Here is a 24952-nt window from a genome sequence, read left to right as displayed (position 1 = left end):
CCTCGTGAGTATAGCATGCCCGATATAGGAAGTAAATGACATCGAATTAACGCAATAATGATTTAATATAGTGAAGTTAATATACGTTCTTTCAACATACACAACAAAAGGTGCCCATGCCGGACACCTTACCCTTGTTTTAATTTCGAACGTAAATATGCGTCGATAAAGACGTCAATTTCTCCGTCCATAACCGCTTGCACATTTCCGACTTCGGTATTTGTCCGATGATCTTTTACAAGCGAGTACGGATGAAACACATAAGAACGAATTTGGCTTCCCCAGCCAATTTCTTTTTGTTCGCCGCGAATTTCTGCGAGCTCCGCCTGTTGCTCCTCTAATTTCTTTTGATACAATTTCGCCTTTAACATATTCATCGCTTTTTCGCGGTTTTTAATTTGCGAACGCTCTGATTGGCATGTGACGACAATGCCTGTTGGAATATGTGTAATGCGTACAGCTGAGTCTGTCGTATTGACGTGCTGACCGCCGGCACCGCTCGAACGATACGTATCGACTTTTATTTCATCTGGCCGCACATCAATTTCAATGTTGTCATCAAATTCAGGTACAACTTCGCACGAAACGAACGACGTATGACGGCGACCAGAAGCATCAAACGGTGAAATGCGCACGAGGCGATGGACGCCTTTTTCCGCTTTTAAATATCCGTATGCATTATGCCCTTTAATTAACAACGTGACACTTTTAATTCCTGCTTCCTCACCCGGTAAATAATCGATCGTTTCCACTTTGTATCCTTTTTTCTCCGCCCAGCGCGTATACATGCGCAACAACATCGACGCCCAATCTTGCGACTCTGTTCCACCTGCGCCAGGATGAAGTTCTAAAATGGCGTTATTTTTATCATACGGTTCATTTAACAACAATTGCAGTTCAAATTCACTAAAGTCTTTCGATAATTTTTTCGCCTCAGACACGAGCTCTTTTTGCAATTCTTCATCTGGTTCTTCTTTGACAAGCTCGTACGTCACTTCTAAATTTTCAAATCGCTCTTCAAGCGAACGAAACTCACCAACTAAATCTTTTAGCGCATTTGCTTCACTAATGACCGCTTGGGCAGCTTTTTGATCGTCCCAAAAATCAGGGGCAGCCATTTGTGCTTCTAGCTGTTCGATGCGCGCTTCTTTCGTTTCGAGGTCAAAGAGACCCCCTAATGTCCGCTAATCGCTTAGCCATTTTCTCAAGCTCTTGCTTAATTTCTACTAAATCAATCATGTCATTCACCTCAACCATTATTGTATTCAAACGTCATCACGAACGCAACATAACGAAAGCGAGGGAAAAGTCCCTCACTTATCGTCCACAACAATGTTTATATTTTTTTCCGCTTCCGCACGGGCACGGATCATTCCGACCAACTTCCACTGCTTTTTTCACCGGCTTGCGCTTCACTTCTTCGCCTTCTTTCGGATGGACCGCCTCACCTTTTGCCACTTCTTGTCGCTCAAGGTTGTTTTCAATTTCTGCTTTCATAATGTAACGTGCGACTTCTTCTTCAATGGAAGCGATCATCGCTTCAAACATCGCATATCCTTCCATTTGATATTCACGCAACGGATCAATTTGACCGTACGCACGCAAATGAATACCTTGGCGCAGCTGTTCCATCGCATCAATGTGCTCCATCCATTTCATATCGACAGCACGCAAGACGATGACGCGCTCAAACTCGCGCATTTGCTCAGCTGGAATGCGGCTTTCTTTTTCATCGTAACGCGCGCGCACTTTACTCCAAATGAATTCAATCATTTCTTCTGGATCTTTGCCGCGCAAGTCGTTGATCGTCACATCCCCTTCATAAAGAAGGTTCGCTTGCACATAATCAACAATTGCTTGCACATTCCATTCTTCTGGCATTTCATCTTCTGGCGTGTGCATGCGCACGACGCGCTCGATGACCGATTGAATCATTTTTTCAACGATATCGCGCAAGTTTTCTGAATCAAGCACTTGGAAACGTTGACGATAAATAATTTCGCGTTGTTCACGCAATACGTCGTCGTACTGCAATAGTTGTTTACGTGCATCGAAGTTATTTCCTTCGACACGTTTTTGTGCCGACTCAACCGCCTTTGAAACGATTTTACTTTGAATTGGCTGTGAATCGTCCATACCTAAACGATCCATCATCGCCATCATATTTTCTGAACCGAAGCGACGCATCAGTTCATCTTCAAGTGACAAGTAAAATTGCGATACCCCCGGATCTCCTTGACGACCAGAACGACCGCGCAGCTGATTATCAATGCGGCGACTTTCGTGACGCTCTGTCCCGATGACCGCTAAACCGCCAAGCTCGCGCACCCCTTCGCCAAGTTTAATGTCCGTTCCGCGTCCTGCCATGTTCGTCGCAATCGTTACCGCACCTTTTTGACCTGCTTGGGCGATAATTTCTGCCTCTTTCGCATGGTTTTTCGCATTTAATACGTTATGGCGAATGCCGCGCTTCGTTAACATGCTTGACAACAATTCAGACGTTTCGATCGACACCGTACCGACGAGGACAGGTTGTCCTTTCGCATGACGTTCCGCAATATCCTCGACAACTGCACGAAACTTTCCTTCCATCGTGCGATAAATTAAATCTGGACGATCATCACGAATGACTGGTTTATTTGTCGGGATGACGACAACTTGCATATTGTAAATGTTGCGAAACTCTTCTTCTTCTGTTTTCGCTGTTCCCGTCATCCCCGCAAGCTTCTCATACATACGGAAATAGTTTTGGAACGTAATCGTCGCAAGCGTCATCGATTCATTTTGAATCTCAAGCCCTTCTTTTGCTTCGATCGCTTGATGAAGCCCATCGCTATATCGGCGTCCGCGCATGAGGCGACCGGTAAACGGGTCAACGATGACGATTTTTCCGTCTTCAACGACATAATCGACGTCGCGCTGCATGACAACGTGCGCACGCAATGCTTGGTTAATATGATGGTTTAACGTCACATGTTTTAAATCGAATAAGTTATCGATTCCAAACGCGCGCTCTGCTTTGTTCATTCCTTCTTCCGTGAGCTGCACGCTTTTCGTTTTTTCATCGTACGTATAATCGACATCCCGTTTTAATGTACGGACGAACGCATTCGCTTGAATGTACAATTTTGTAGACTTTTGCGCTGTACCTGAAATAATGAGCGGTGTACGCGCTTCATCAATTAAAATCGAGTCAACTTCGTCAATAATCGCATAATGAAGCGGACGTTGTACCATATGTTCTTTATATAACACCATGTTATCGCGCAAATAATCGAAACCGAATTCGTTATTCGTTCCGTACGTAATATCGGCGTTGTAAGCCGCTTGTTTTTCTTCGCGCGACATATTGCTTAAATTCAGTCCGACAGATAAACCTAAAAACTGATACAATCTGCCCATTTCGTGTGCGTCACGGCTTGCTAAGTATTCGTTTACTGTCACGACGTGGACGCCTTTTCCTGTTAATGCATTTAAATAGACAGGCATCGTTGCGGTTAACGTTTTTCCTTCCCCTGTCTTCATTTCAGCGATGTTGCCTTCATGAAGCGCGATGCCTCCCATTAATTGCACTTTATACGGATACATGCCAAGCACGCGCTTTGCTGCTTCGCGAACGACCGCAAACGCTTCGACAAGCAGATCATCAAGCGTTTCTCCTTTTTCAAGACGCGCTTTAAATTGCTCTGTTTTTTGACGCAATTCGTCATCGGAAAGCTGCGCCATTTGCGGACCGAGCGCATCAATTTCATTCGCGATTTTTTCTAATCGCGCAATTTGTCGTTTATTCGGATCAAACACTTTTTTTAACATTCCAAGCATACAAAAACGCCCCTTGCTTATATAGTCGCTAATTACCATCATATCACTTACAAGAAAAGGTGACAACTCATACGGAAAAGGGGGTGGGAAAAAAAAGAAGAAACCAGCTTCTTCGCTGGATTACACTTGCGATTGTAGTTGCTCGATAGAGGCTTCGACTGTAAATGTTGACCACGATACGTCGGCAATGGCTTTGGCTAAGTTGTGGTTTTTCATCATGTTTGACACTTGCAAATCCTCGATTCCGATGATGTCGTGGTTTTTGACGATCTCGGTGGAGAGTTTGTGCAAGTAGTCGTTTCGGGAATTTGTGATTTTCTCGTGTAGGCGTGCGACCTTGATTCGCTGTTTATGCCAATTTGAACTCCCGATTTGTCGCCTAGAAAGAATACGTTGGGCTTTGGCTAATTTTTCTTCAAGTTTACGAAGAAACTTTGGATTCGCATATGTCGTACCGTCTGAAAGAATCGCAAAATGTTTTACACCTAAGTCAATCCCGATGGCACGATTCGTTTTAGGGAGTGGTTGCACGTCTATTTCTACAACAATCGACACAAAATATTTTCCGCTTGCGTTTCGTCGAATCGTCGCAGACAAGATGCGTCCTTCGACTTCCCGACTTTTCGCAAAACGAACAAGATCTAGTTTCGGAAGTTTGATTCGATGGCCGACAACGGCAATATTTCCGTTCGTGTACTTTGTTGTGTACGATTGCACCTTGTTCTTTTTTGACTTAAAACGTGGTTTATTGTTTTGTTTTTGAAAAAATCGGGTGTACGCATCAGATAAATGTTTCAGCGAGGTTTGGAGCGCAATGCTGTCCACTTCTTTTAGCCATACAAATTGTTTCCTTAGGTTTGTTAATTGAGAAGAACAAAGCTTGTAGGTCAACCCTTTTCCTGTTGTTCGGTACGCACGTTCCCACTCAGCAAGGAAGTGATTGAATACAAAACGAGCACAACCGAATGTTTTGGCAATGAGGATTTCCTGTTGTTTGGTTGGATAAATCCGAAATTTATATGCTTTATGGACGAGCATGGCTTTCACCTCGCTTTCTGATTTTGGATATACTGTCGTAAATAGAATAACATATGTCAGACGTTTGGATAAACTAACCTAGCCGATTCATTTCATGACTAAAGTCACGAGTGTTCTCGGTTAAAATCATAAATGTTTTGCACATCGTCGGCTAGTTGAATTTCTAAACGTTGCACCGTTTCTTTTACGTCAATTAGCTGTATTTCCACATGCTCGAGACGTTTCTTGACATCGCACATCTCTTCCTCCAGGCGACTGATGCGCCCATTTGTTTCTTTCATTTCTTGTTCAAGCGCATCTAATCGGCTTTCGATCTGAGCGAATCGTTCGTCGATCTGGGCAAAGCGACCATCAATTTGCGCAAATCTTTCGCGCACTTCTTGTTGAAATTGCAAAAAATGACTCTCAATACTCGTCAACTTCCCTAAAATTTCACGTAAAATTGCTTCTGCCTCCTTTCACATTATACCGCCCTCTGTCTTATGTCGACAGAGGGCGGGAGGATTAGTTCGCTTCAATTAAGCCGTATTTGCCGTCTTTTCGTTTGTAAACGACGTTTGTGCGGTTTGTTTCCGCATTAATAAAGACGTAAAAGTTATGGCCAAGCATATTCATTTGTAAAATCGCTTCTTCACTATCCATCGGTTTTAAGCTAAAACGCTTCGTACGTACAACTTCAAATTCTTCTTCCTCATGCTCTTCTGTTGCGACAGGAGCAGTTGTTGTAAGCGTCACACCGTTTGCTTCTTTTTCACGCATTTTTCGATTCACTTTCGTTTTATGTTTACGAATTTGGCGTTCGAGTTTATCGACGACCAAATCGATTGCCGCATACATATCGTCGTGGCGCTCTTCCGCACGCAATACAATTTGTGGCATTGGGATCGTTACTTCAATTTTCGATTGTTTATCGTTATATACTTTTAAATTAACGTGAACAGTAACTCCTTCAGTCGTTTCAAAATAACGTTCTAACTTCCCAATTTTTTTCTCAACATATTCTCGAATCGCTTGTGTAACCTCGATGTTTTCTCCGCGAATGTTGTATTTCATACGCTGTTCCTCCTTTTATAAAAGGTTGATTACTTATTTCTACAATTCCCTACAAAACTCCTCCTCAATCGTCACATTTTTTGTGAAAAAATGATGAACAAAACGATGGATAATTATGCTATAATTTATAGATGATGAAAAAGCGTTCGTATTTTTCTGCTGAGGTGTGATCGCATGCGCAAAGTGCATATATTTGAAGCAAAAAGTGGCGATGTGCTCGCCGTCGATATTTACGGACCGAACGGTGCCGTTTTGCTTGCTAAAGGAGTCAAACTGACCGACTCATACATTCGCGGATTGCGCGAAAACGGCATTCGTCATATTTATATTCACGACATTTTTACATTTGACATTGAGGAGAAGCCAACGATTAGCCCGGTTGTACGACAACAAGCCGTAAAAAAAGTGTACGAAACGATGACGGAACTCATCGAAGAACAAAAAGCTGTTCAACGCGTATCTTCGCTAGATCTCGGGCAAGAATATCAAAAAATATTTAAAGAAATTTTAGACTACTTATTGAGCAGGGAAAACTTGCTCATTAACTTATCCGACCTTGTTATTTCAAAGGGATATTTTTTTCATCACTCGGTCAACGTCGCAACGATCGCAGGTGTCATCGGATTAGCGAAAGGGTATTCCTCGCAACAATTGCTCGATTTAGGTGTTGGGGCGCTTTTATTTGATATCGGCATGACGCAAATTCCGAGTGCACTTTGGGCGAAAAAAGGGCCTCTTAGCCCTGAGGAACGCCGAATTATATCACATCATACGGAATTTGGATTTGAACTATTGAAAAAGCAAAATAATATTTCACCATCTTCCGCTTACTGTGCCTTACAACATCATGAACGTTTTGACGGGAGCGGTTACCCGCACAAAGCAGCCGGTAAATACATTCACGAATTCGCGCGCATTATTGCGATCGCAGACGTGTTCGATGCGCTCACTTCACCGCGCGATCATCGCCAACAACATTCGCCACACGAAGCGGCCGAATATTTATGCGCAGCTGGAAACACACTGTTTGATTACGAACTCATTAAAACGTTTTTAAAATACGTCGCCATTTACCCGCTTGGCACAAACATTGTACTCAACACAGGATACCGAGGCGTCGTCTCAAACATTTTCCCAGAATATCCGCTTCGCCCTGTCGTTCGTATTTTACAAAACCCGAACGGTGAAACGCTAAAATCACCATTTGAAATCGACTTACGAAAAGAAGTAAACGTCACCATTGTAGAAGCGTTTTAAACAACACTCATTTTTACGCATATGTTAAAATGACAAAGAGGAGAGCTGTCTGCCCTCCTCTTCTTATTGTTCAACATATGGACGAAGATGTTGCATCATGCTTACTTTCCACGCTTCAAACGCTGGCGCTACATATTTTTCGACAATTTGCTGTTTTGCGTTTGGATCGTGTAGTTTTCCGTCTAATTTCCACGCCTCTTCTACGACAGCGGAAAATCGTTGTAGCTCATTCAATAGTGCAACATCATCAGCGAAAAAATGTGCAAGCGATCGCTCATTTGTCTGTTCAATTTGACCGAACGCTGTAAAAATATCCGCAAGCACAACATCCCCTTGCGTACGCTCATAATCCGCAAAACTTTCAATGACGTAATGAAACCTTCTTCAATTGTGTCTAATAGTGCTACACATTGACGAACGACCGTCAATTGTTCTGGAGTTAACTGAGTCATCATGATACCTACCTTCTTTTATCGTAAAACATGCCGTCGCTCGCTAACGAATCGTACAAGTCGTCATAACGATCGACCGCTTCTCTTGTTTGTTTAATTTGCTTTAAGTCTTGCTGGATTTGTTGTTTAAATTGCCGAAGAAGATCGTTTGTCTCACGATCTAACGTAAGCAACTGTTTCCCCATTTTCTTTTCTTCTTCCGTTAACGTTGCTGGAAGTTGCTTGAGAAGCTGTTCACGCTTCTCAAGCATTTCCTCGATTTGTTCAATCACCGCATCACGTTTCTCTTTTTCAATCGGCTCGCGAAGCAATTCAACCATTGCCTTTGTTATGCCCAAAAGCTCTGAAACAACGCTCATTACACGTGACCGCCTTGCGCGTATTGACGTTGACGATTTAGTTGAATCACTTGCTTCCACGTGTCGCGAAATTCTTTGACGTATCCCTCGACTTCTTCTAAAATCGCGATGTCGCTTTTAATATTTGCTTCAACTAAACGACGATACATATAGTCATACATCGTCATCATCGATTTTGCTACTTCATATTCCATATTGAGCGTCACCATCAACTCTTGAATAATTTTTTGCGCTTTTAATAAATTTGTATTGCGCGCTTCAATATCTTGCTCCTCGATCGCTTTTTTCGCTTGCGCAATAAACTTTAAGCAACCGTTATAAAGCATAAGCGTCAATTCCCCCGGTGACGCTGTTTGCACCGCATTTGTTTGGTATGATTGATATGGGTTCATCGTTCAACCTCCTAATTATTGTGCTCCACCGCCAAAGGCATTCATGAGATACATGCTTTGCGAGTTTGCACGTTGCACTGCTTTTTCCATCGCGGAAAACTGCTTCCAGTAGCGATCTTCTACTCGTTTTAGCCGATCTTCTGCCGCACTAATGCGCGTATCAATGTCTATAATACTTTTTCCAATGATATACTGATTCGTAGCTTTTAACGTATTTCCTGCTTTATCTTCAATACTTTTGATCGTCTTTTTAATTTCATCGCGAAGTTGGCGGACAATACCCTTTGCATTATTGCTTCCATCTTGGCTAAATAAACGATAAATCGCATCTGGATTTTCTTCGATTTTTTGTCTTAGTTTCGCTTCGTCGATAATTAACTTTCCGCCTTCTAAATAGTTTGGCGTCGTGGTAATGCCAATTTGTGCAAGTTGAGAAAATCCGTCCACCACTCCATCTACTTTTCGATAAAGTGCTTGGCGCATGCTAGAGAGGGCGTTTGATAAAATCGAATCGCTGCGCAAAATGCCGCTTTTCGCTTTTTCCTCCCACTTCTCCGCCTGCTTTTCCGTCAACTTCTCACGCTGTTCATCTGTAAGCGGCTGATAATCGCGATAACGCGTTTCTTTTAGCTTTTTATTGATTTCATCGATCGTTTCATTATATTTATCAACGAATGATTTAATCGAGTTAAAAATCGCATCGGTGTTTGTCGTTGATGTAATCGTCACCGTGCCTGCATGCGTATTTTTCAGCGTATATGTCATGCCGTTAATTGTAAATGTGTTCGATGTGCGTTCTGTTTGAAGACCGTTAATTGTAAATTTGGCGTTTTGACCTGTTCCTGGGTCTTGTTGTAAAAACGTTTTTGTGACTACATTTAATGGATCGCTTGAATCAACCTGTATATCTAGGTTAAATCCTAATTTAGTGAAAAGTTCTGCACCACTTGTAACTTCAATAGAAGATCCACTGCCCGTTTGATTTTTAGTAATGACCATTTTCTGTGTAAAATCATCGTAAAACGCACGAACGCCTAATTTAGTATCTTGATTCAATTTTGAAATCAACGTACTCAATGTGTCCTTACTTGGGTCAAGTGAGATAGTAACCGTTTCTTCAACACTGCTACCCGGATTTTTTACTTTAAACTGTAAAGAAGTTGGCATTACCTCTGTACCTAAAAATAATGTGCTCAACTGGTCATTCGCACTTATATTAATCGTATTTTGAGACGTCCATCTCGCTGCTGTCGCAAGTTGTGTAATATTGCTAATTTCTACCGTTTGGTTCGCAGCAGACGGAGCCGCAGTTGCTGTCACAACGTTTTCATTCGAACTCGTCACTTTTTTCTGCAAAAACGTGCTTTGGCGCATCACGCCGTCAAAAATTTGCTTATCTAATGCGTCTAGTAAACGATTCATATCGCGATATGCGTCGCGTTGCCACTCAAGCAATTGCTTTTTTTGTTTTAATTTATCAATTGGCGCACGTTCCACTTTCATTAAATCGCCAACGATTTTATCGATATCCATGCCGCTTGCCAATCCACCTATACGCATCATACTCATATTTGTCACCTCCTAAATTTTTCGATCAACAATTAAACCGACAAATTTCATCATCGCCGCATACATATCTAACAGCTTTTTCGGTGGAATTTCGCGAACTACTTCTTTCGTTCGTTCATCAATAAGCTGGACATAATACTCTTTCAAATCTTCATGCACGTTAAACTTTAACGACGTATGGCTCGGCTGTAAAAATTCGTTCATTCCCTTGACGATTTCTTCAAGTTTTTCTTTTGAAATGCGATCTTCTTCTTGTTTTGCGTTTAGTTGTTGTAAAGTGGTTTGCTCTTGTTTCGGTTGTTCCGTTGGGCGTTCTGTCGTTTTTTCGCTCACCGTTTTTTCATACATATATGTGGAAGAAAGAGAAGAAGAAATTCGTTCAATCATCACCGTTCGCTCCTTTGCATATACGTTCCTACTGCTTATATCGGATGGAAGAAGGGAATTTTGAAGGGGGAAAAGAAAAAACCTCTCGTTCGTTAGAGAGGCTAATACACTAAAAATCGATCAACATGATTACTATTGTTTCAATACCTTTAATCGCTCACTCGCCTTTTCATATCCTTCGTGTGCTGATTGTTCGTAAAAACGGATCGCTTTCCCCATTTGTCCTGTCACTTCGTAAAAAACACCAAGGTTATAAGCCGCTAAAAAACTACCCGTTCCACGGACACAATCGTATTTATCCGTCTCACCAATTTCTAAACAGCGAATGAAAGATCGCTCGATGAACGAAAATACATACGCGTATCGTTCCATATTGTAAAACATCGCATCTATTTATGGTGACTATAACCTTCCATCCGCTATAGGTTTTCAACATTTAATGTATTTTCCTCTCCCATTTTTCTATTAGATATTCGCAATGTGCAATATCACTCACATCATCAATGTCAACCGATCGATCGGATGGCATAATATAAGGAATGGTTTCTGTTGTTAAAAATGAGCGAGTATCTACTAACGCTTCTATTCTCGCAACATACACCGCCCCATTAAGTACATACGTTTTTCTCGCCTTCTGTCTCTGATAAGGAATTTGTTTATTATCATTTAGAGGAGTTAGTAGCCCTTCTTCGTTTACAAAAAACATCCATTCTGGTACCACCTTGCTCTCCGTTACTGATACACAAAAGTTGCTTTTATTTTTTTCACATAAGGAAATAGCTTCATCAATATCTTCTGCCGTTCTTAAAGGAGAGGTCGGTTGTAATACCACTACATATTCATAGTCTGTAAAGTAACTTAATGCATGTAATATAGGATCAATCCCCGGTGTATCGTCTTGTGCTAACTCTTTGGGTCTGAAAAACGGCACCTCTCCCCCCCATTGTTTTGCTATATCTGCAATTTCTTCGTCGTCTGTCGACACAATTATTCGATCTAAAAAGCGAGATTTTTTTGCCTCATCTATCGTCCAAGCAATTAACGGCTTTCCTTTGAGAGGGATAATATTTTTTCTTGGAATTCCCTTCGATCCGCCTCGAGCAGGGATAATGGCTAAAACTTTTTTATCGTTAATCATCCAAAGACCTCCGAAAACTCTAAGTTCGCTCTCTCAAAATCAGGCATCTTTCCTATATCCAGCCAATATTCACGAATAGGAAACACACTTGTCTTCTTTTGTTGATTAATGAGTGTTTTAAACAATGAAGGCATATCGAAATATTCGTTTTTTGGAATTACATCCAACGTTTCTGGATTCAGAACATAAATTCCTGCATTGACAAAATATCGCTCAATCGGTTTTTCTTCAATGGAACAAAGCATTGAGTCATCAATTCTCACAACGCCATAAGGAATTTGATGATGATATTCTCGTACACACATAGTGGCTATTGAATGAGTTTCTTCGTGAAATTGTAACAATTGTTGAAAATTTACTTTCGTTAAAATATCTCCATTCATAACAATAATTGGATTTTCCGGTTTTTCAGAAAAAAGAGATAGTGCTCCTGCAGTGCCTAGTCTCTTATTTTCGTCAAGATATTCTATTTGGACACCCCATTCAAAACCATTACCAAAATAATCCTTAATTATTTCTCGTTTGTAGTTAACCGACAAGTAAAACTTATGAAAACCGTATTCAATAAAACTCTCCAATATCGTTTGCAGAATGGGTTTTGTGCCCACTTTCAACATCGGTTTGGGAATGTTTTCTGTTAAAGGACGAAGACGAGTGCCCAGCCCCCCAGCCATTAAAACAACCCAATTATCAAAAATGATTGGGGCAAAAATGTCATTTGAAAAAATGACATCAACTACTTGATTATTTTCATTTACGATAGGGAGCTGGCGTAGCTTTTTTTCCTGGAACAACTTTTTGATCGTTTGTCTTGATACTCCTTTTTGAATCGTAACAGGATTTTGGTTCATGACTTTCAACACTTGATCTTCCAGAGAAATTCCTTTTAAAATGCCTCTTCGAATATCTCCGTCCGTTACTGTCCCTAAAAGCTGATAATCTTCGTTTACTACTAACGCAATTTGCGCAGCAGTTTCATCTATATTTTTCATCGTTTCAACAATGGAGGTGGAAGGGGAAACTAATAACTCTTTCCAATTTTTCATTCGCTCACTTCCTTAGCTGGACTTCCGTAAACTTTTTTATCGTCATAGATGTTTCTTAAAACTAAAGAACCTGCGCCGATTATTACATTTTTTCCAATTTCAATATTTTGGATAATGTTTGTCCCTGTGCCAATATGCGTTCCTTTGCCGACGGTTACGCTCCCCGACAATACGCATCCCGGTGCAATATGGCAATGATCACCGATATAACAATCATGATCAATGCTAGCCGAAGTATTGATAATCGTATTATCTCCGATTCGAACAAATGGTTGAATGATAGCCCCTGCCATGATTTGCACACCTTCGCCTAACACAGCCGTGTTTGAAACAATAGCTGAAGGGTGAACAATGGTACAAAAACGGTATCCTTTTAATTTAAAGAAAGTGAATATATTTGCACGCATTTTCGTTGTAAATATAGATCCGATAGCATTTACTAATTCAATTGTCTCCGGTTCATATTGCAGTATCGTCTCGTCTGTTCCTAGATAAGCAATATGATAAGGATTCTGTTCCTCTGTGGGAGCAGTATAACCTAAAATTTGTTTTTTCTGCATGAGCAAAATTTCAATTAATACACGGGCATGCCCACCGTTCCCTACAATAATAACCGGTTTCGAACACATTATTCGATAACCTCATCTTTCCCATAGTTTCTCTCTGCTATCTTGCCAATATAATCCCAATAATAGTAGGGTTTTATTCCTGTTCCGGGTCGTTTGACTGTCAAATTATTGAACGTAAACTTTTCTCCTCTTCGGATCGCCTGCGCTGCAACCAAACTTTTTCTTGCTATTTCTTTATTTTTCAACTCTGTCTGTGTTGGTCGTTTTTGTTTTTCACCTAGAGCTTTTTCAACGATGCGGATAGATTGAACCATTTCTTTTAATTCGTTTGGATTTAAAGAAGCTTTATGATCAGGGCCCGGCAATGTCTTATCCAATGTGAAATGTTTTTCGATAATGGTTGCTCCTTTGGCAACTGCAGCAATCGGAACAACGATTCCTTCTGTGTGATCTGATAACCCAACAGGCAGATGAAACTCCTCTCTCATATCATCCATTGCATTTAAATGAACATCTTCATATGGCGTTGGGTATTCAGTAGTACAATGCAACAGTCGAACTTTTCCCTCCAGAAGCATTTTCGCTTCATATGTCTGATAAAAATTCTTGACCGTAACAAACGAAACATCTGTTTTTCTCGCAAAGCCGTAAGCTAAAAATGCTAGTGCATGATGAATTTCTTCCTTCGTTGCCATTCCTGTTGATAAGATAACATCGACACCGTGGAAAGCAATTTTGTGTAGATATGGTGCATTAGTAATTTCACCAGACGGTATTTTAATAAGACTCAATTTTAGTTCTTTAATTAAAAAGTCTACACTTTCTAAATCAAAAGGTGTCGACAAAAACATGATATTTTTTTCATCGCAATATTTCTTCAGTTTTTTGAACTCCTCATAGCTTAACTCTAGCTTTTTTAACATTTCATATTGCGATAAAGACTTACCCATATTCTTTTTTTGATATTCTGCCTGTTGCGCGGATTTTGTCACTAGATGCTCAGTTTTAAATGTTTGAAACTTAATCGCATCCGCACCAGCTTCTACTGCAGCGTCAACTAGTTGAAACGCTAAATCTAACGAGCCATTATGATTAACCCCTGCTTCCGCAATAATCATTGTACCTTTCATACAATCTCTCCATCATAAAATTCTTTTGCTACTGAGCTAATTTCTATGTTTTTTAGTACTTCAAGGATTTTTATAGAGGTGTCACCATTTCCGAAAATTCTATAACGATGTTCTTCTTTAAATTGATAGTGTAATGCTTTCTTAATGGCATTAACTATTTCATTAGGTTCCGGACGACAATCAAACACGGAATGAGGTCTTACTCTTCCTCTCTGCCTATCCCCGATGTTAACCGTAGGCGTTTTCAAATAAGGAGCCTCTATCAGTCCGCTTGAAGAGTTACCAATAATGACATCAGCATATTTCAGCAAGCTTAAATATTTGACTTGTCCTAATGAATCGAAAAGCTTCCGTCTGTTTGGATCTTTGCTTACATATTTACTAATTAAATAATTAATCGTCCTTCCATGGTCATCCGCATTTGCTTTTGTAAAAATCATCGTTGCCTCACTAAAGTGATTCAAGGCTTCTAAAAGCTCTTCTGTACCTTCAATTGGACTGCTACCTAAAGTTGTTGGGTGATGAGTAATTAAAAATACAGGCCTTTCTAAATTGATACCTAATGACTGCTCTAGCTGTTTTTTGGAAAGCAACGGCAATTTCAAAATATTTTCAATACCAGGAGCGCCTACGTTATAAACCCGGCTCGGATGTTCTCCCAACCGAATAACTCGCTTTCGATGTACTTCCGTTGTTACAAAATGAATGTAACTCATTTTCGTAATCGAATGCCGAATCGAATCATCATACGCGCCATATGTGACTTCTCCACCATGGATATGAGCAATCGGTATTCTCCCAATCATAGCTGCTTGAGCAGCTGCTAATATTTCAAAACGATCGCCCAACAACACTAAAATATCAGGTTTTAGCCGATTTAATGAATCAGCAAAACCGATCGTCCCTAATCCGAGCGCCTTTGTAATACCTATAGCCGTATCACTCGATAACAACATTTCCACTTTTTCATTAATTACAAAACCATCTTCTTCAATATGTTTGTACGTTAATCCAAACTCTGGGGATAAATGCATACCTGTTACAATAATTTGTAACTCCAGATCGGAATCTGATTGAATCCCTTTCATCAACCAATATAGTAGACCGTATTCTGCCCTTGTACCTGTTACTACACATATTTTTCGTTTACTCATTTGCATCTTCCCCTAAGTATGGACTGCTAGGAATATTGACAATTTGATTCTTGACTTTCTCTGTTACTGATAAATCGGCTTTCGGGAATCGTTGAAACGGCTCCAAAAGATGTAATGGCTCCCATACAGGTCTTGACATGACGTTATGGTTATTAAATGTCTCTAAAACTTGGTGAATATCATATACCGTCTCGTCAAAAATCAATGTTTGCAACCAATAATTGCTTTTTGCAAATCTTGGCTCTTTAAATAACCGAACTCCTTGACAATCAGCTATCAGCTTCTCATATTGGTGAACAAGTCGACGTTTTTTTTCAATAAGCTCATCTATATATTCAAGCTGCGCGCATCCTAATGCAGCGTTAATATTGGGCAGACGGTAATTGTAACCGATTGTATCATGTTCATATTTCCAAGGATGAGGACGTTTAGCAGTCGTAGTGAGGTGTTTAGCATAGTTCGCTAATTTCTCATCATTCGTTAAAATTGCACCTCCACCGCCTGTCGTAATGATTTTATTTCCGTTAAAACTCAAAGCAGAAGCTTTTCCAAAGTTCCCTGTATGAATTCCTTTATAATAAGAGCCTAACGACTCAGCCGCATCTTCAACCATTATTAAGTTCCATCTTTCGCATACATCAAACAGTGCATCTATATCCACAGGATGTCCAAACGTATGCATTGGCACAACGGCACGAATAATTCGACCTGTTTGTTTATTAACACAGTGATTTCCTCTTATGATTGCCACATCTTTCAAATAATCATCCAGTTTAAATGGATCAATTCCTAACGTCTCGATTGACACATCAGTGAAATGGGGAACGGCTCCACAATAAACAACAGCGTTTCCTGTTGCTACAAAAGTGAGAGCAGGTATGAGCACCTCGTCATTTGGTTGAATGCCAACAATTTTTAAGGCAATATGAAGCGCAGCAGTTCCGTTCACAACCGCAACCGCTCTTTTCACCCCCGTAAATTCCGCTAGCATCCGTTCAAATTGATCGACATATTTCCCGACAGATGACACCCAGCCTGTCTCAATACAATCGGCAACATACTTTTGTTCATTCCCTTTAAACTCCGGTTCATGCAATGGGATAAAATCTTTTTGCGGACACATGCTTTTAATCCTTTTCACCAGTTCTAAAATCGCGCCATTCATATGTTATACACATCTGCCTTATATTGTAATAAATTTCTTTTGTCTGTAAACCATTCAATCGTTTCTCTTAATCCCTTCTTAAACCCTTCTTTTCCTCCATATTTAGGCTCCCAACCAAGCAAAGCTTTTGCCTTTGAATTGTCTGCCCATAGTCTTTCTACTTCGCTTTTTTCCGGGCGCACACGAACATTGTCCGTTTCAATTTCGATGTCGACACCCATCGTTTCTGCAATAAGTCGTGCCGTTTCTCCAATCGAAACTTCAAAATTACTACCGATGTTGATAACTTCACCGATTGCCTGTTCACTGTTCATGACAGAAATAAAACCTTCTACTGTATCCTTCACATAATTAAAATCCCTTGTCGGGTGAAGGGAACCAAGCTTAATTTTACGTGCTCCAGAGGCGATCTGTGTAATAATCGTCGGGATTACAGCCCGCGCCGACTGTCTTGGACCATATGTGTTAAATGGACGAATAATCGCAACAGGTGTATGAAAAGAACGATAAAAAGCAATCGCCATTTGATCCGCACCAATTTTAGAAGCGGAGTATGGGGACTGCCCTTGAAGCGGGTGATTTTCATCAATCGGCACGTATTGCGCTGTTCCATATACTTCGCTTGTCGAAGTATGAACCACTTTCTGAACATTCAATTCGCGCGCTGCTTGCAAAATATTCAACGTGCCTTTCACATTCGTATCAACATACGTATCCGGCGAGTGATACGAATACGGAATAGCAATTAGAGACGCTAAATGCAAGACAATATCGCATCCGCGCATTGCCTCTTTGACACCATGCGGGTCTCTAACATCCCCTGCAAACACTTCAAATTCATTTTTTAATGGTGAATAATCGAGCCATCCCCATGAATTAAATGAATTATAGTAAACAAATGCTTTGACATCGTATCCTTTTCGAACGAGTTCCTCGGTTAAATGGGATCCTATGAAACCATCCGCCCCCGTGATTAAAATTTTTGGTTTCCTCCGAATCATATGGTCAACTCCTTTTTAGCTATAAATGATGATTACTTCAATTTGTTTATCAATGTCGTACATTTTCATAAGTCAGTATATCTCTATAAGACGTCTAGCATGCATTTCAAGAAAAAGTGATACACTCCATTTTTAGATCAAAATCGATTCATACTTCATAGATAGACTACCATATCATGAAAAAATCGAAAAGTTCTTCCCGAACATCAGGTGTTTTGTTTATGAAAAAGATAAATAACTGCATTCTATCGATATATTCATTCAAAAGAGAAAAAAACGAAATGATAGCTTAACTATAGACCGAAAATGATAAATTTTCACAACCAAAAAACATAAAGTTACATACAGGTAATTAATGAGCGAAATTAAACTGTTTTCGGCTCTTCACCAAAAGTTGTACTTGATTTTTTATAACACGTTCTACTGAAGCTTGTAAGGAAGAATCAGCAAATCAATGATTTTTGCACATTCTTGTTTATCACTTGTCAAGTACATGTTGTGTTGATGAACCCTTTTTTCACCAAATAAAGGGGCACTTTATTGAAAAATGGAGCGAAATCATTGTCACGTTACATTGAATAATTTTCCACAGAAAGCAGACAATAATAAGAATCTGCCCCATGAAATGAGAATATCATGATACCAATCCATGTAAAGGGAGCATTTCTAAATGTCAAAAAACTGTTCAATTTAATCAATCGGATTCTGTTCAGTTTTATTTAGCGGTTACATATATTTTCTTAAGAAATAATCTTTAAAAAAATGGCTGCAAATAGTATACTAATTCATATCAAATGGTTAAAAATTCTATTATTTCTTTCTTCACAACATCTGTTACTACCTAACCGAAGAAACTGAATATGATGAAAGGATGAGTATTTACAAAGTTTTTTATTAGTAACCCCCTAAACAGCCATGCCTTGTCTATAGCAGTAACACACGTAAGCAAGTAAAGAAATATAATTGTTATCGAATTGAAGGGGGTGAATCTTTATGAACACTTCATCCAGTAATTAAAAAACCCATTCATCACTTGACAAATCTTTTCATGCGGAATATAAAGGGGGACAATTAAAAATGTATAATTTTCACAAAAAATTTTTTGTAGTTTTATTAGCAGTTATCCTCATATCCTTAAATTTTCTGAGCATGTTAGTCTCAGCTAATACGAGTGGTTCTTCTGTCGATCGGCTCATGAGTGTTATCAAGAGCATTAACACAACGAAAATGACTTCAGAAGATGAGGCAGAAGTGACATTAACAGTGACAGGAACGCCCCGACCAACGACCACGATAAAGCCAAATGATATTATATTAATCATTGATAAATCTGGAAGTATGTCATACGATAATAGACTCGAAGCTGCAAAAAATGCAGCAAAAGAATTTATTGACTTACTAGACTTAACTAAACATCGTGTTGGAATCGTTGATTTTAGCGATACATCATCGACCTTTCCCCTGACAACTGATGCAAATACAGCAAAAGCATATGTAAATCAAATTACATTAGGAGGATCAACTAATACCGGAGATGCAGTCAGGAAAGCAACAGCGTTGCTTGCGAATCATCGCCCTGATGCTCAACCTACAATTTTGATTTTGACAGATGGGGCAGCAAATGATTTTGAAGATGCTAAACAAAGTGCTGCAATCGCCAAAAACGCTGGCATAGTTTTTTACTCAATAGCTTTACTGGCACCAAACGAAGATCCAAACCAAAGTGCACCTAACGCATTACTTAAAGAAATGGCAACATCAGCAACACACCATCATTTCGTACTAGGATCTGTAGGTTTACCTGATATTTATAAAAAAATTGTTCAAGAAATGGGTCTAGCAAGTGCTTATAACGTTACTATTACAGATACAGTTGCCTCTCAATTTGAAATTGTAACTGGTTCATACAGAGATAACATTCCAAAACCTATCGTAAATGGAAACACATTGATTTGGAAAATAACTGAATTAAAAGCTGACCAATTGACTTTTAAATATAAAATTAGGTTAAAAAGCTCTACTGCCACAGGTTCATACCTATTAGGTACAACCCAAACGGAATATTATGATCACGAGGCTAAACCATATTCTTTTAATACTTCCAATCCTACTGTAACTGTTACATATAAATCACCTAGCATTACCTCGGTTCAACCTAGTAAAGGGCTAACATCCGGTGGGGAAACAGTTACTATCAAAGGTCAAAACTTTTCACAAAGAACAAAAGTCTATTTTGGCTCCTATTTGGCAACTGTTCAATCGATTAGTCCCAACGAAATTTCTGTACTTACTCCTATCGGTTCACAAGGATCTGTTACTGTGAAAGTACAGAATGAAGATGGAAAATACGCGACAGATACTTTTACTTATTATGCTACTCCAACAATAAGTTCTGTAACCCCTAATGAGGGACCGATCACAGGTGGAAATAAGATTGCTGTTATCGGATCATACTTTATGAAGGGGGCTAAAGTATATATTAATAATAAATTAGCTACTTCAGAATTTGCAACTAGCAGCAAAGTTTACGCTATTGTACCTTCATCAGATGTTCCTGGTAAAGTGACAATAAGTATTGAAAATCCTGACGGTACAACGGCCGAGTTTCGAAATGCTTATAATTACCTAGCCCCACCCCCAACACCTGCAGTGCAATTGGATAGTATTACTGTAACATCTGGAAACTTAAATGGCGGGGACCAAGTATACATCATTGGAGCTAACTTCGATAAAAATATGAAAGTATACTTTGGAGATCGAGAAGCACTAATTAATTATTATGCAAATTCAAGCAAAGTGCGTGTCTCAACTCCAATCTATGCCAATCCAGGATTTGTTAATGTGAAAGTAGTAAACCCTGATGGATCATCTGATGAGCTTCAAAATGCTTTTGAATATTTATCACCCCCTTCAGCACCGGCACCTCAAATTACTTCATTAACGCCAGCTGAAGCAATGATTGGTGAACAAAAATTAGTTTATATTTTTGGAAAAAATATTTCTTCAAGGGCTAAAGTATATTTTAGTGGAACAGAAGCATCGATGACATTTATAACAACAAGTAAAATTAGAGTCATAACCCCAACAAGCATTATAAGCCCTGGATCTGTCGATGTAACAATTGTGAATCCAGACGGTCAATCGGGAACATTATCAAATGGCTTTACTTATATTGTTCCTGTTCCTGATCCTTTGCCAGTCATCAACTCTTTATCAAACACAAAAGGTAGCGTGACTGGTGGAAATCTCGTAAATATTCATGGTCAAAATTTCAAGAAAGGAATTCAAGTGTATTTTGGGGATAGACAAGCAACTGTTACAAAATTTATTTCTAGCAATGAAATTGAAGTAAGGGTTCCTCCCTCCTCATCTGCTGACCTAGTAGATGTGAAGGTGGTAAATCCAGATAGCCACGAGGCCTCTTTAAATGATGCTTATACGTATGAGGGCCTCCAGCCAACAATTGCATCACTATCTCCTAATAGTGGCTCAAAAGCAGGTGGGAACTATGTTTATATTTTTGGAAAAAACTTTAACGGTAAAATGACCGTTACTGTTGATGGACAAGTAGTTGCATACACCTATCTTTCAACCGATCGAATTCGAATACGCATGCCATCCTCCGATACAACTAAGACAGTTGATATCGTAGTGAACCGTGACGGATTAAGCTCAACCGCTAAATATATGTATTATTAATAAAAATATATATAAACAAAGAATAGGCTAAGGATCCTCGCTAGCCTATTCTTTGTTTAGTAAACTTATAATTCTTTGATCATTAATGATGTCATCAACATATTTTATAACTAATGTATAAAAATTATCTAGTTCTTTTGTTAAAAATAATAAATCGTCACCTGTATAGACATTCTTGTTTTCAAAATACTGAAATTTATTCACAATCCTATTAAACGCAAATGTTAAATTCGATAAAAGTATGTTTTCAAGAAGTTGATTCTGACTGATCTTTTTAAACATTTTTAAAACCTTTGACATCTCTTTTGATGTGATACCACCTATTTTGTTCAATCTTTTTACAAATCGACTCGCTTTTTTCGTTTCCTCCATCAGTATTCGAAATTGATTGATTAATTCTATTATTTTCCAATTATCAAAATTCTTATTTAAATTTTTTTCGTAATCCACTTGAATATTACGCCGCAAAGGGAGATCCCCGATCAAATTTGGGGGCAAAAATTCTGCACCCTTAATTCTCGCACCTAATTCCGATAAATTATATACTTTTATGTTTGGAAGTGTTTCAATCAATTTTTCAAATGACTCTAAGAAGATTTTAAGAGATTGTGTCGTACCAACTCTTTCTCCTCGATTATTTTCTACCCACGTTTCTACATGTAGAGATTGCATCCCTTCGTGTTCTTTAATCCCTTCAGCATAATACTTTCCATCGATTAAAGCCAAATCTTGTCCAACTAAATACACTTCTGAAAAACCTAAGTAAGCAATAACCTGAAGTGCAAAAATAGCCACCGACGGTGCCGAAAACGGAAACGCATATAAGTCTGGGAAGAATAAAGATGATACATTGTCACCAAGAGACCGACATGCAACCAGGTTTCCACCATGTTCCTTTTGTATGTTTGAATTGGACATGGTTTCAAAAATTAATGTCCCATTATATTGCAAATCCTGAAAATGGGTTCGATAGTTCCTATCGCTGGAATCAATACTTAACACAAAATCGGGTGAAATTTCATGGGTTAACAGTGCTCTTAATGCTGAACCCACAGCAAATGTATAAACTGATGTTTCAAGTTTCTTTATTATTTCCATATTCCTTTTCAAAGAAGGCCCGGAAGCAATAAGAACCGCTTTCTCACCTTGGAACACGTCCTTTAGGTCCTTTATATTAACCGAACGATTAACATATTGTAAATTTAATAGAGGCTCTACAATCCAATCAATCGCAAATTTCATTTCCGTGTTGTTTAAAATTTTCCTCGTATTAATCCCCTCATTAATTCGCTTCAAACAATCTTTCAGAATGGTAGAGTCTACCTTTGTATAATTCGGATGTATATGAATACTAACAGGCAAGGAAATAAACCTCGATAAATAATTGGCAAAAACAATCGATGTGAACTCATCGACATAATAAAAACTGATTTTTTCATGGTTTTGTATTAGCTCACGGTTTTTCTCTGAAATCTCGACTTCACTAAAAGGTTCAATGAATATAAAGTGTGCTGCTTTCTCATACATATCGCTATGGAGCAACTTCTGAAGTAGCATTCCATTACCGAACCCAATAATAATTACAAGATGTTGCTCTGTATCGGTTATTTTCTTTAAAAAACGTTCCGCCTCTTTAGCAGGGGAATACATAGAATTTAACGGAATATTTTTTCCATTTTTAATATAAACAAATATTTCTGTTCCATCATCAGAGCACTGAGAGACAATACGATACATCATAATTAAATCCTTTCTCCAATTGAATCTCTTAAATCTTTCAACAGAGGAACAATTTCGTAATCAATCAGATCTAATATATAATCTAGATTCCCATGTTGAACTTGTTGGAGGGATTTCAAAGATATTTCCTCTAAAAATTCCAAATCAATAATATTTGTTTGTACATAAGAGTGGATTCTGGAAAATTCAATAAGCGCTTCCATAATATTAATAAAAGCTGTGGGTATAGAATGTAAATTTCTTTCATTCTCCCGGACTCTGTCTACATAACTTTCTACTTTATCAATATAACTGTTTAGCTCCATATAAAAATCTGAAAGCAACTGATTAGTTTGTACAGCTTTCAAATAACACTTTTCACTCTTTTTTATCAATGCAAAAACTTCATCTCTTCCTAGAGGGACATCATTTTCGTCTACAATAACTAAATTATTTATTTTTATATATTCTTCTAGTTTAGTAAATAACATGTGATGTGTCCCTTCAGATGCAATCATTTGGCCGTTAACAAAAATCATTATGTTCTTCCTCCTAATGAAAAGAGCAGATAACCTACTTAAGTCGGCCATCTACTCTTTTCAAATCAATTGTTCATATTAGCGAAGTAACTGTAGAACACCTTGTGGTTGTTGATTTGCTTGAGCGAGCATTGCCTGAGCTGCTTGTGTAAGAATGTTATTCTTCGTGAACTCCATCATCTCTTTCGCCATATCAACATCACGAATACGTGATTCCGCAGCTGTTAAGTTTTCAGCAGCAGTGCCTAAGTTATTAATTGTGTGCTCGAGACGATTTTGAATAGCCCCTAATTTAGAACGTTCCGAAGATACCCGGCTAATCGCTTGATCAATTGCAGAAATTGCATTGTTTGCATTCGCATTAGTATCGACCGTTAAAGAGTCAACACCTAAGGCATTTGCGCGCATATCGTTAATTGCAATTGTGATTGTTTGGGAAATGTTAGCGCCAATTTGGAAAATTGTGTTTGTAATTCCACCACTCAATAACTTCTGTGTATTGAATTCTGTCGTATTACCGATACGATCGAGTTCGCTTACTAACTGATCGATTTCTTTTTGAATTTCATCACGATCTGCTGTTGTATTTGTGTCATTTGCACCTTGAACAGCAAGTTCACGCATACGTTGAAGGATTGCATGTGTTTCATTCAATGCTCCTTCAGCCGTTTGGATTAAAGAAATACCATCTTGTGCATTTTTAGAAGCCATTTCTAATCCGCGAATTTGTCCACGCATTTTTTCAGAGATCGCAAGACCGGCTGCATCATCGCCTGCACGGTTAATACGAAGACCAGAAGATAATTTTTCCATTGATTTCGCTGCTGCGCTTGTTCCCATTGTTAATTGACGATGCGTATTTAACGCTGCGATGTTGTGGTTAATTCTCATTTTGTATTCCTCCTTGAATTTGTTTTCCCACGTCCATGTGGTTTAGCTAGCAAGAATGAAGTCGGCCGCCCTTCTTTCTTGCTCTCATGTTTATTATCGGTTGTTTTTTTCAAAGTTTAATAGGTTGCGAAAAAAATTTTATACTTTAATGTCAAGAAATTGTGAAAACGGCGATGGTTGTTGTATTTCTTTAACGATGCGAGCTGGATCGTCTTTATGTTTGTTAATGATTTCGTTTAATGCTTGTTCGGCGATCGCTTTGTTGTCTTGAACGATGCGAGCGATGACGCCAGGGACTTGAACACCGCCGATGCTAACGCTCATTTTCTTCCCCTCCTTTCTTTAATTGATGAGATAGCTGTTGAAGCGAAGTCATGGAGGCGAGTGATGCTGCGTTGTTTTCTTGTTGGATGGCGAGATATATTTCTTTTCGGTGCACGTCAATATGTTTCGGTGCGCGAATGCCAAGTTTGACTTGATCGCCGTCGATGGCGAGAACGACGACTTCAATGTCATCGCCAATTTGGATCGCTTCTTTTAATTTGCGCGTTAACACAAGCATGTTCTCGCCC

General features: G+C 39.0%; 24 protein-coding genes and 1 pseudogene. 2 read left to right on the top strand and 23 right to left on the bottom strand.

The annotated features are described in order from the left end of the window. Positions 1-128: 128 nt before the first annotated feature. The 5 genes and pseudogenes from prfB to hpf form a co-directional block, all read right to left on the bottom strand. Positions 129-1236 (bottom strand): peptide chain release factor 2 gene (prfB, locus tag HNR63_RS01535; RefSeq protein WP_181519662.1). Its coding sequence is split into 2 segments (ribosomal slippage): positions 129-1163 and positions 1165-1236, totalling 1107 coding nucleotides; the frame shifts between segments, so codons are not numbered across the junction. Between the two features lie 81 nt (positions 1237-1317). Further along, positions 1318-3822, bottom strand: coding sequence for a preprotein translocase subunit SecA (gene secA / locus HNR63_RS01530; RefSeq protein ID WP_181519589.1), 2505 nt, complete (start codon positions 3820-3822; stop codon positions 1318-1320). 162 nt (positions 3823-3984) lie between these two features. Continuing rightward, positions 3985-4860: pseudogene (gene tnpB, locus HNR63_RS01525) on the bottom strand (IS200/IS605 family element RNA-guided endonuclease TnpB); the annotation flags it as partial. Positions 4861-4964: 104 nt separating this feature from the next. Continuing rightward, positions 4965-5255: a coiled-coil domain-containing protein gene (locus HNR63_RS01520; RefSeq protein WP_246316700.1), complete on the bottom strand. Its 291-nt coding sequence runs from the start codon at positions 5253-5255 to the stop codon at positions 4965-4967. A gap of 109 nt (positions 5256-5364) precedes the next feature. Then, on the bottom strand, positions 5365-5913 hold the full coding sequence (gene hpf / locus HNR63_RS01515; RefSeq protein WP_085789600.1) for a ribosome hibernation-promoting factor, HPF/YfiA family: 549 nt from the start codon (positions 5911-5913) through the stop codon (positions 5365-5367). 174 nt (positions 5914-6087) lie between these two features. On the opposite strand from hpf, the gene HNR63_RS01510 reads away from it, so the two are divergent. After that, the gene (locus HNR63_RS01510; RefSeq protein WP_021093734.1) at positions 6088-7170 is read left to right on the top strand and encodes an HD-GYP domain-containing protein; all 1083 of its coding nucleotides are present in this window, start codon (positions 6088-6090) and stop codon (positions 7168-7170) included. A gap of 63 nt (positions 7171-7233) precedes the next feature. On the opposite strand, the gene HNR63_RS01505 is transcribed toward HNR63_RS01510, so the two are convergent. The 13 genes from HNR63_RS01505 to HNR63_RS01445 form a co-directional block, all read right to left on the bottom strand. Next, a complete protein-coding gene (locus tag HNR63_RS01505; RefSeq protein ID WP_246316699.1) occupies positions 7234-7494 on the bottom strand; it encodes a DUF8042 domain-containing protein in 261 nt (86 codons plus the stop codon). 136 nt (positions 7495-7630) lie between these two features. Then, positions 7631-7981 (bottom strand): flagellar protein FliT, encoded by a 351-nt coding sequence (fliT, locus tag HNR63_RS01500; RefSeq protein WP_181519588.1) that lies wholly within the window; start codon positions 7979-7981, stop codon positions 7631-7633. After that, positions 7981-8373 (bottom strand): flagellar export chaperone FliS, encoded by a 393-nt coding sequence (fliS, locus tag HNR63_RS01495; protein ID WP_181519587.1) that lies wholly within the window; start codon positions 8371-8373, stop codon positions 7981-7983. The genes fliT and fliS overlap by 1 nt, the downstream gene beginning before the upstream one ends. A 15-nt stretch (positions 8374-8388) precedes the next feature. After that, a complete protein-coding gene (locus HNR63_RS01490) occupies positions 8389-9942 on the bottom strand; it encodes a flagellar hook-associated protein 2 (protein WP_181519586.1) in 1554 nt (517 codons plus the stop codon). A gap of 12 nt (positions 9943-9954) precedes the next feature. Next, positions 9955-10329, bottom strand: a complete 375-nt coding sequence (gene flaG, locus HNR63_RS01485) for a flagellar protein FlaG (protein ID WP_085789596.1) — start codon at positions 10327-10329, stop codon at positions 9955-9957. A gap of 132 nt (positions 10330-10461) precedes the next feature. Then, positions 10462-10701: a cell wall biosynthesis glycosyltransferase gene (locus HNR63_RS01480; protein WP_181519585.1), complete on the bottom strand. Its 240-nt coding sequence runs from the start codon at positions 10699-10701 to the stop codon at positions 10462-10464. Positions 10702-10765: 64 nt separating this feature from the next. Continuing rightward, positions 10766-11467, bottom strand: coding sequence for an acylneuraminate cytidylyltransferase family protein (locus HNR63_RS01475; protein ID WP_181519584.1), 702 nt, complete (start codon positions 11465-11467; stop codon positions 10766-10768). Beyond that, a complete protein-coding gene (locus HNR63_RS01470) occupies positions 11464-12513 on the bottom strand; it encodes a nucleotidyltransferase family protein (protein ID WP_181519583.1) in 1050 nt (349 codons plus the stop codon). The genes HNR63_RS01475 and HNR63_RS01470 overlap by 4 nt, the downstream gene beginning before the upstream one ends. Further along, entirely contained in the window at positions 12510-13142 is a 633-nt protein-coding gene (locus HNR63_RS01465) for an acetyltransferase (protein WP_181519582.1), read from the bottom strand. The genes HNR63_RS01470 and HNR63_RS01465 overlap by 4 nt, the downstream gene beginning before the upstream one ends. Continuing rightward, the gene (gene neuB / locus HNR63_RS01460) at positions 13142-14212 is read right to left on the bottom strand and encodes an N-acetylneuraminate synthase (protein WP_181519581.1); all 1071 of its coding nucleotides are present in this window, start codon (positions 14210-14212) and stop codon (positions 13142-13144) included. Before neuB ends, HNR63_RS01465 begins: the two co-directional genes overlap by 1 nt. Beyond that, positions 14209-15366, bottom strand: coding sequence for a UDP-N-acetylglucosamine 2-epimerase (neuC, locus tag HNR63_RS01455; protein WP_181519580.1), 1158 nt, complete (start codon positions 15364-15366; stop codon positions 14209-14211). The genes neuB and neuC overlap by 4 nt, the downstream gene beginning before the upstream one ends. Beyond that, entirely contained in the window at positions 15359-16531 is a 1173-nt protein-coding gene (locus tag HNR63_RS01450) for a LegC family aminotransferase (protein WP_181519579.1), read from the bottom strand. Before HNR63_RS01450 ends, neuC begins: the two co-directional genes overlap by 8 nt. Continuing rightward, a complete protein-coding gene (locus HNR63_RS01445) occupies positions 16528-17532 on the bottom strand; it encodes an NAD-dependent 4,6-dehydratase LegB (RefSeq protein WP_181519578.1) in 1005 nt (334 codons plus the stop codon). Before HNR63_RS01445 ends, HNR63_RS01450 begins: the two co-directional genes overlap by 4 nt. A gap of 1077 nt (positions 17533-18609) precedes the next feature. Between HNR63_RS01445 and HNR63_RS01440 the strand changes: the two genes are divergently transcribed. Continuing rightward, a complete protein-coding gene (locus HNR63_RS01440; RefSeq protein ID WP_181519577.1) occupies positions 18610-21231 on the top strand; it encodes an IPT/TIG domain-containing protein in 2622 nt (873 codons plus the stop codon). A 45-nt stretch (positions 21232-21276) separates the two neighbouring features. Here HNR63_RS01440 and HNR63_RS01435 read toward each other — a convergent pair whose 3' ends face one another. The 5 genes from HNR63_RS01435 to csrA form a co-directional block, all read right to left on the bottom strand. After that, positions 21277-22971 carry a motility associated factor glycosyltransferase family protein gene (locus HNR63_RS01435; RefSeq protein WP_181519576.1) on the bottom strand — a complete coding sequence of 565 codons (1695 nt, stop codon included), beginning with the start codon at positions 22969-22971 and terminating at the stop codon, positions 21277-21279. Between the two features lie 2 nt (positions 22972-22973). Continuing rightward, a complete protein-coding gene (locus HNR63_RS01430) occupies positions 22974-23489 on the bottom strand; it encodes a hypothetical protein (RefSeq protein ID WP_181519575.1) in 516 nt (171 codons plus the stop codon). Between the two features lie 78 nt (positions 23490-23567). Beyond that, positions 23568-24380: a flagellin N-terminal helical domain-containing protein gene (locus HNR63_RS01425; RefSeq protein WP_181519574.1), complete on the bottom strand. Its 813-nt coding sequence runs from the start codon at positions 24378-24380 to the stop codon at positions 23568-23570. A gap of 138 nt (positions 24381-24518) precedes the next feature. After that, the gene (locus HNR63_RS01420) at positions 24519-24704 is read right to left on the bottom strand and encodes a hypothetical protein (protein ID WP_009362420.1); all 186 of its coding nucleotides are present in this window, start codon (positions 24702-24704) and stop codon (positions 24519-24521) included. Then, on the bottom strand, positions 24694-24942 hold the full coding sequence (gene csrA, locus HNR63_RS01415; RefSeq protein ID WP_085789581.1) for a carbon storage regulator CsrA: 249 nt from the start codon (positions 24940-24942) through the stop codon (positions 24694-24696). Before csrA ends, HNR63_RS01420 begins: the two co-directional genes overlap by 11 nt. Positions 24943-24952: the final 10 nt, after the last annotated feature.

Origin of the sequence: Anoxybacillus ayderensis, assembly GCF_013761015.1 — a bacterium.
Lineage (GTDB): Bacteria > Bacillota > Bacilli > Bacillales > Anoxybacillaceae > Anoxybacillus > Anoxybacillus ayderensis.
This window is presented reverse-complemented; position numbering and strand designations above follow the sequence as displayed.

Coding starts and splice junctions, on each gene's coding strand:
- HNR63_RS01490 (WP_181519586.1), bottom strand. CDS start 9,942: ATGAGTATGATGCGTATAGGTGGATTGGCAAGCGGCATGGATATCGAT.
- neuC (WP_181519580.1), bottom strand. CDS start 15,366: ATGAGTAAACGAAAAATATGTGTAGTAACAGGTACAAGGGCAGAATAC.
- csrA (WP_085789581.1), bottom strand. CDS start 24,942: ATGCTTGTGTTAACGCGCAAATTAAAAGAAGCGATCCAAATTGGCGAT.
- HNR63_RS01480 (WP_181519585.1), bottom strand. CDS start 10,701: ATGGAACGATACGCGTATGTATTTTCGTTCATCGAGCGATCTTTCATT.
- HNR63_RS01510 (WP_021093734.1), top strand. CDS start 6,088: ATGCGCAAAGTGCATATATTTGAAGCAAAAAGTGGCGATGTGCTCGCC.
- fliT (WP_181519588.1), bottom strand. CDS start 7,981: ATGAGCGTTGTTTCAGAGCTTTTGGGCATAACAAAGGCAATGGTTGAA.
- HNR63_RS01425 (WP_181519574.1), bottom strand. CDS start 24,380: ATGAGAATTAACCACAACATCGCAGCGTTAAATACGCATCGTCAATTA.
- HNR63_RS01430 (WP_181519575.1), bottom strand. CDS start 23,489: ATGATTTTTGTTAACGGCCAAATGATTGCATCTGAAGGGACACATCAC.
- HNR63_RS01435 (WP_181519576.1), bottom strand. CDS start 22,971: ATGATGTATCGTATTGTCTCTCAGTGCTCTGATGATGGAACAGAAATA.
- hpf (WP_085789600.1), bottom strand. CDS start 5,913: ATGAAATACAACATTCGCGGAGAAAACATCGAGGTTACACAAGCGATT.
- HNR63_RS01465 (WP_181519582.1), bottom strand. CDS start 13,142: ATGTGTTCGAAACCGGTTATTATTGTAGGGAACGGTGGGCATGCCCGT.
- HNR63_RS01475 (WP_181519584.1), bottom strand. CDS start 11,467: ATGATTAACGATAAAAAAGTTTTAGCCATTATCCCTGCTCGAGGCGGA.
- neuB (WP_181519581.1), bottom strand. CDS start 14,212: ATGAAAGGTACAATGATTATTGCGGAAGCAGGGGTTAATCATAATGGC.
- HNR63_RS01420 (WP_009362420.1), bottom strand. CDS start 24,704: ATGAGCGTTAGCATCGGCGGTGTTCAAGTCCCTGGCGTCATCGCTCGC.
- HNR63_RS01450 (WP_181519579.1), bottom strand. CDS start 16,531: ATGAATGGCGCGATTTTAGAACTGGTGAAAAGGATTAAAAGCATGTGT.
- secA (WP_181519589.1), bottom strand. CDS start 3,822: ATGCTTGGAATGTTAAAAAAAGTGTTTGATCCGAATAAACGACAAATT.
- fliS (WP_181519587.1), bottom strand. CDS start 8,373: ATGAACCCATATCAATCATACCAAACAAATGCGGTGCAAACAGCGTCA.
- HNR63_RS01445 (WP_181519578.1), bottom strand. CDS start 17,532: ATGATTCGGAGGAAACCAAAAATTTTAATCACGGGGGCGGATGGTTTC.
- flaG (WP_085789596.1), bottom strand. CDS start 10,329: ATGATTGAACGAATTTCTTCTTCTCTTTCTTCCACATATATGTATGAA.
- HNR63_RS01470 (WP_181519583.1), bottom strand. CDS start 12,513: ATGAAAAATTGGAAAGAGTTATTAGTTTCCCCTTCCACCTCCATTGTT.
- HNR63_RS01440 (WP_181519577.1), top strand. CDS start 18,610: ATGTATAATTTTCACAAAAAATTTTTTGTAGTTTTATTAGCAGTTATC.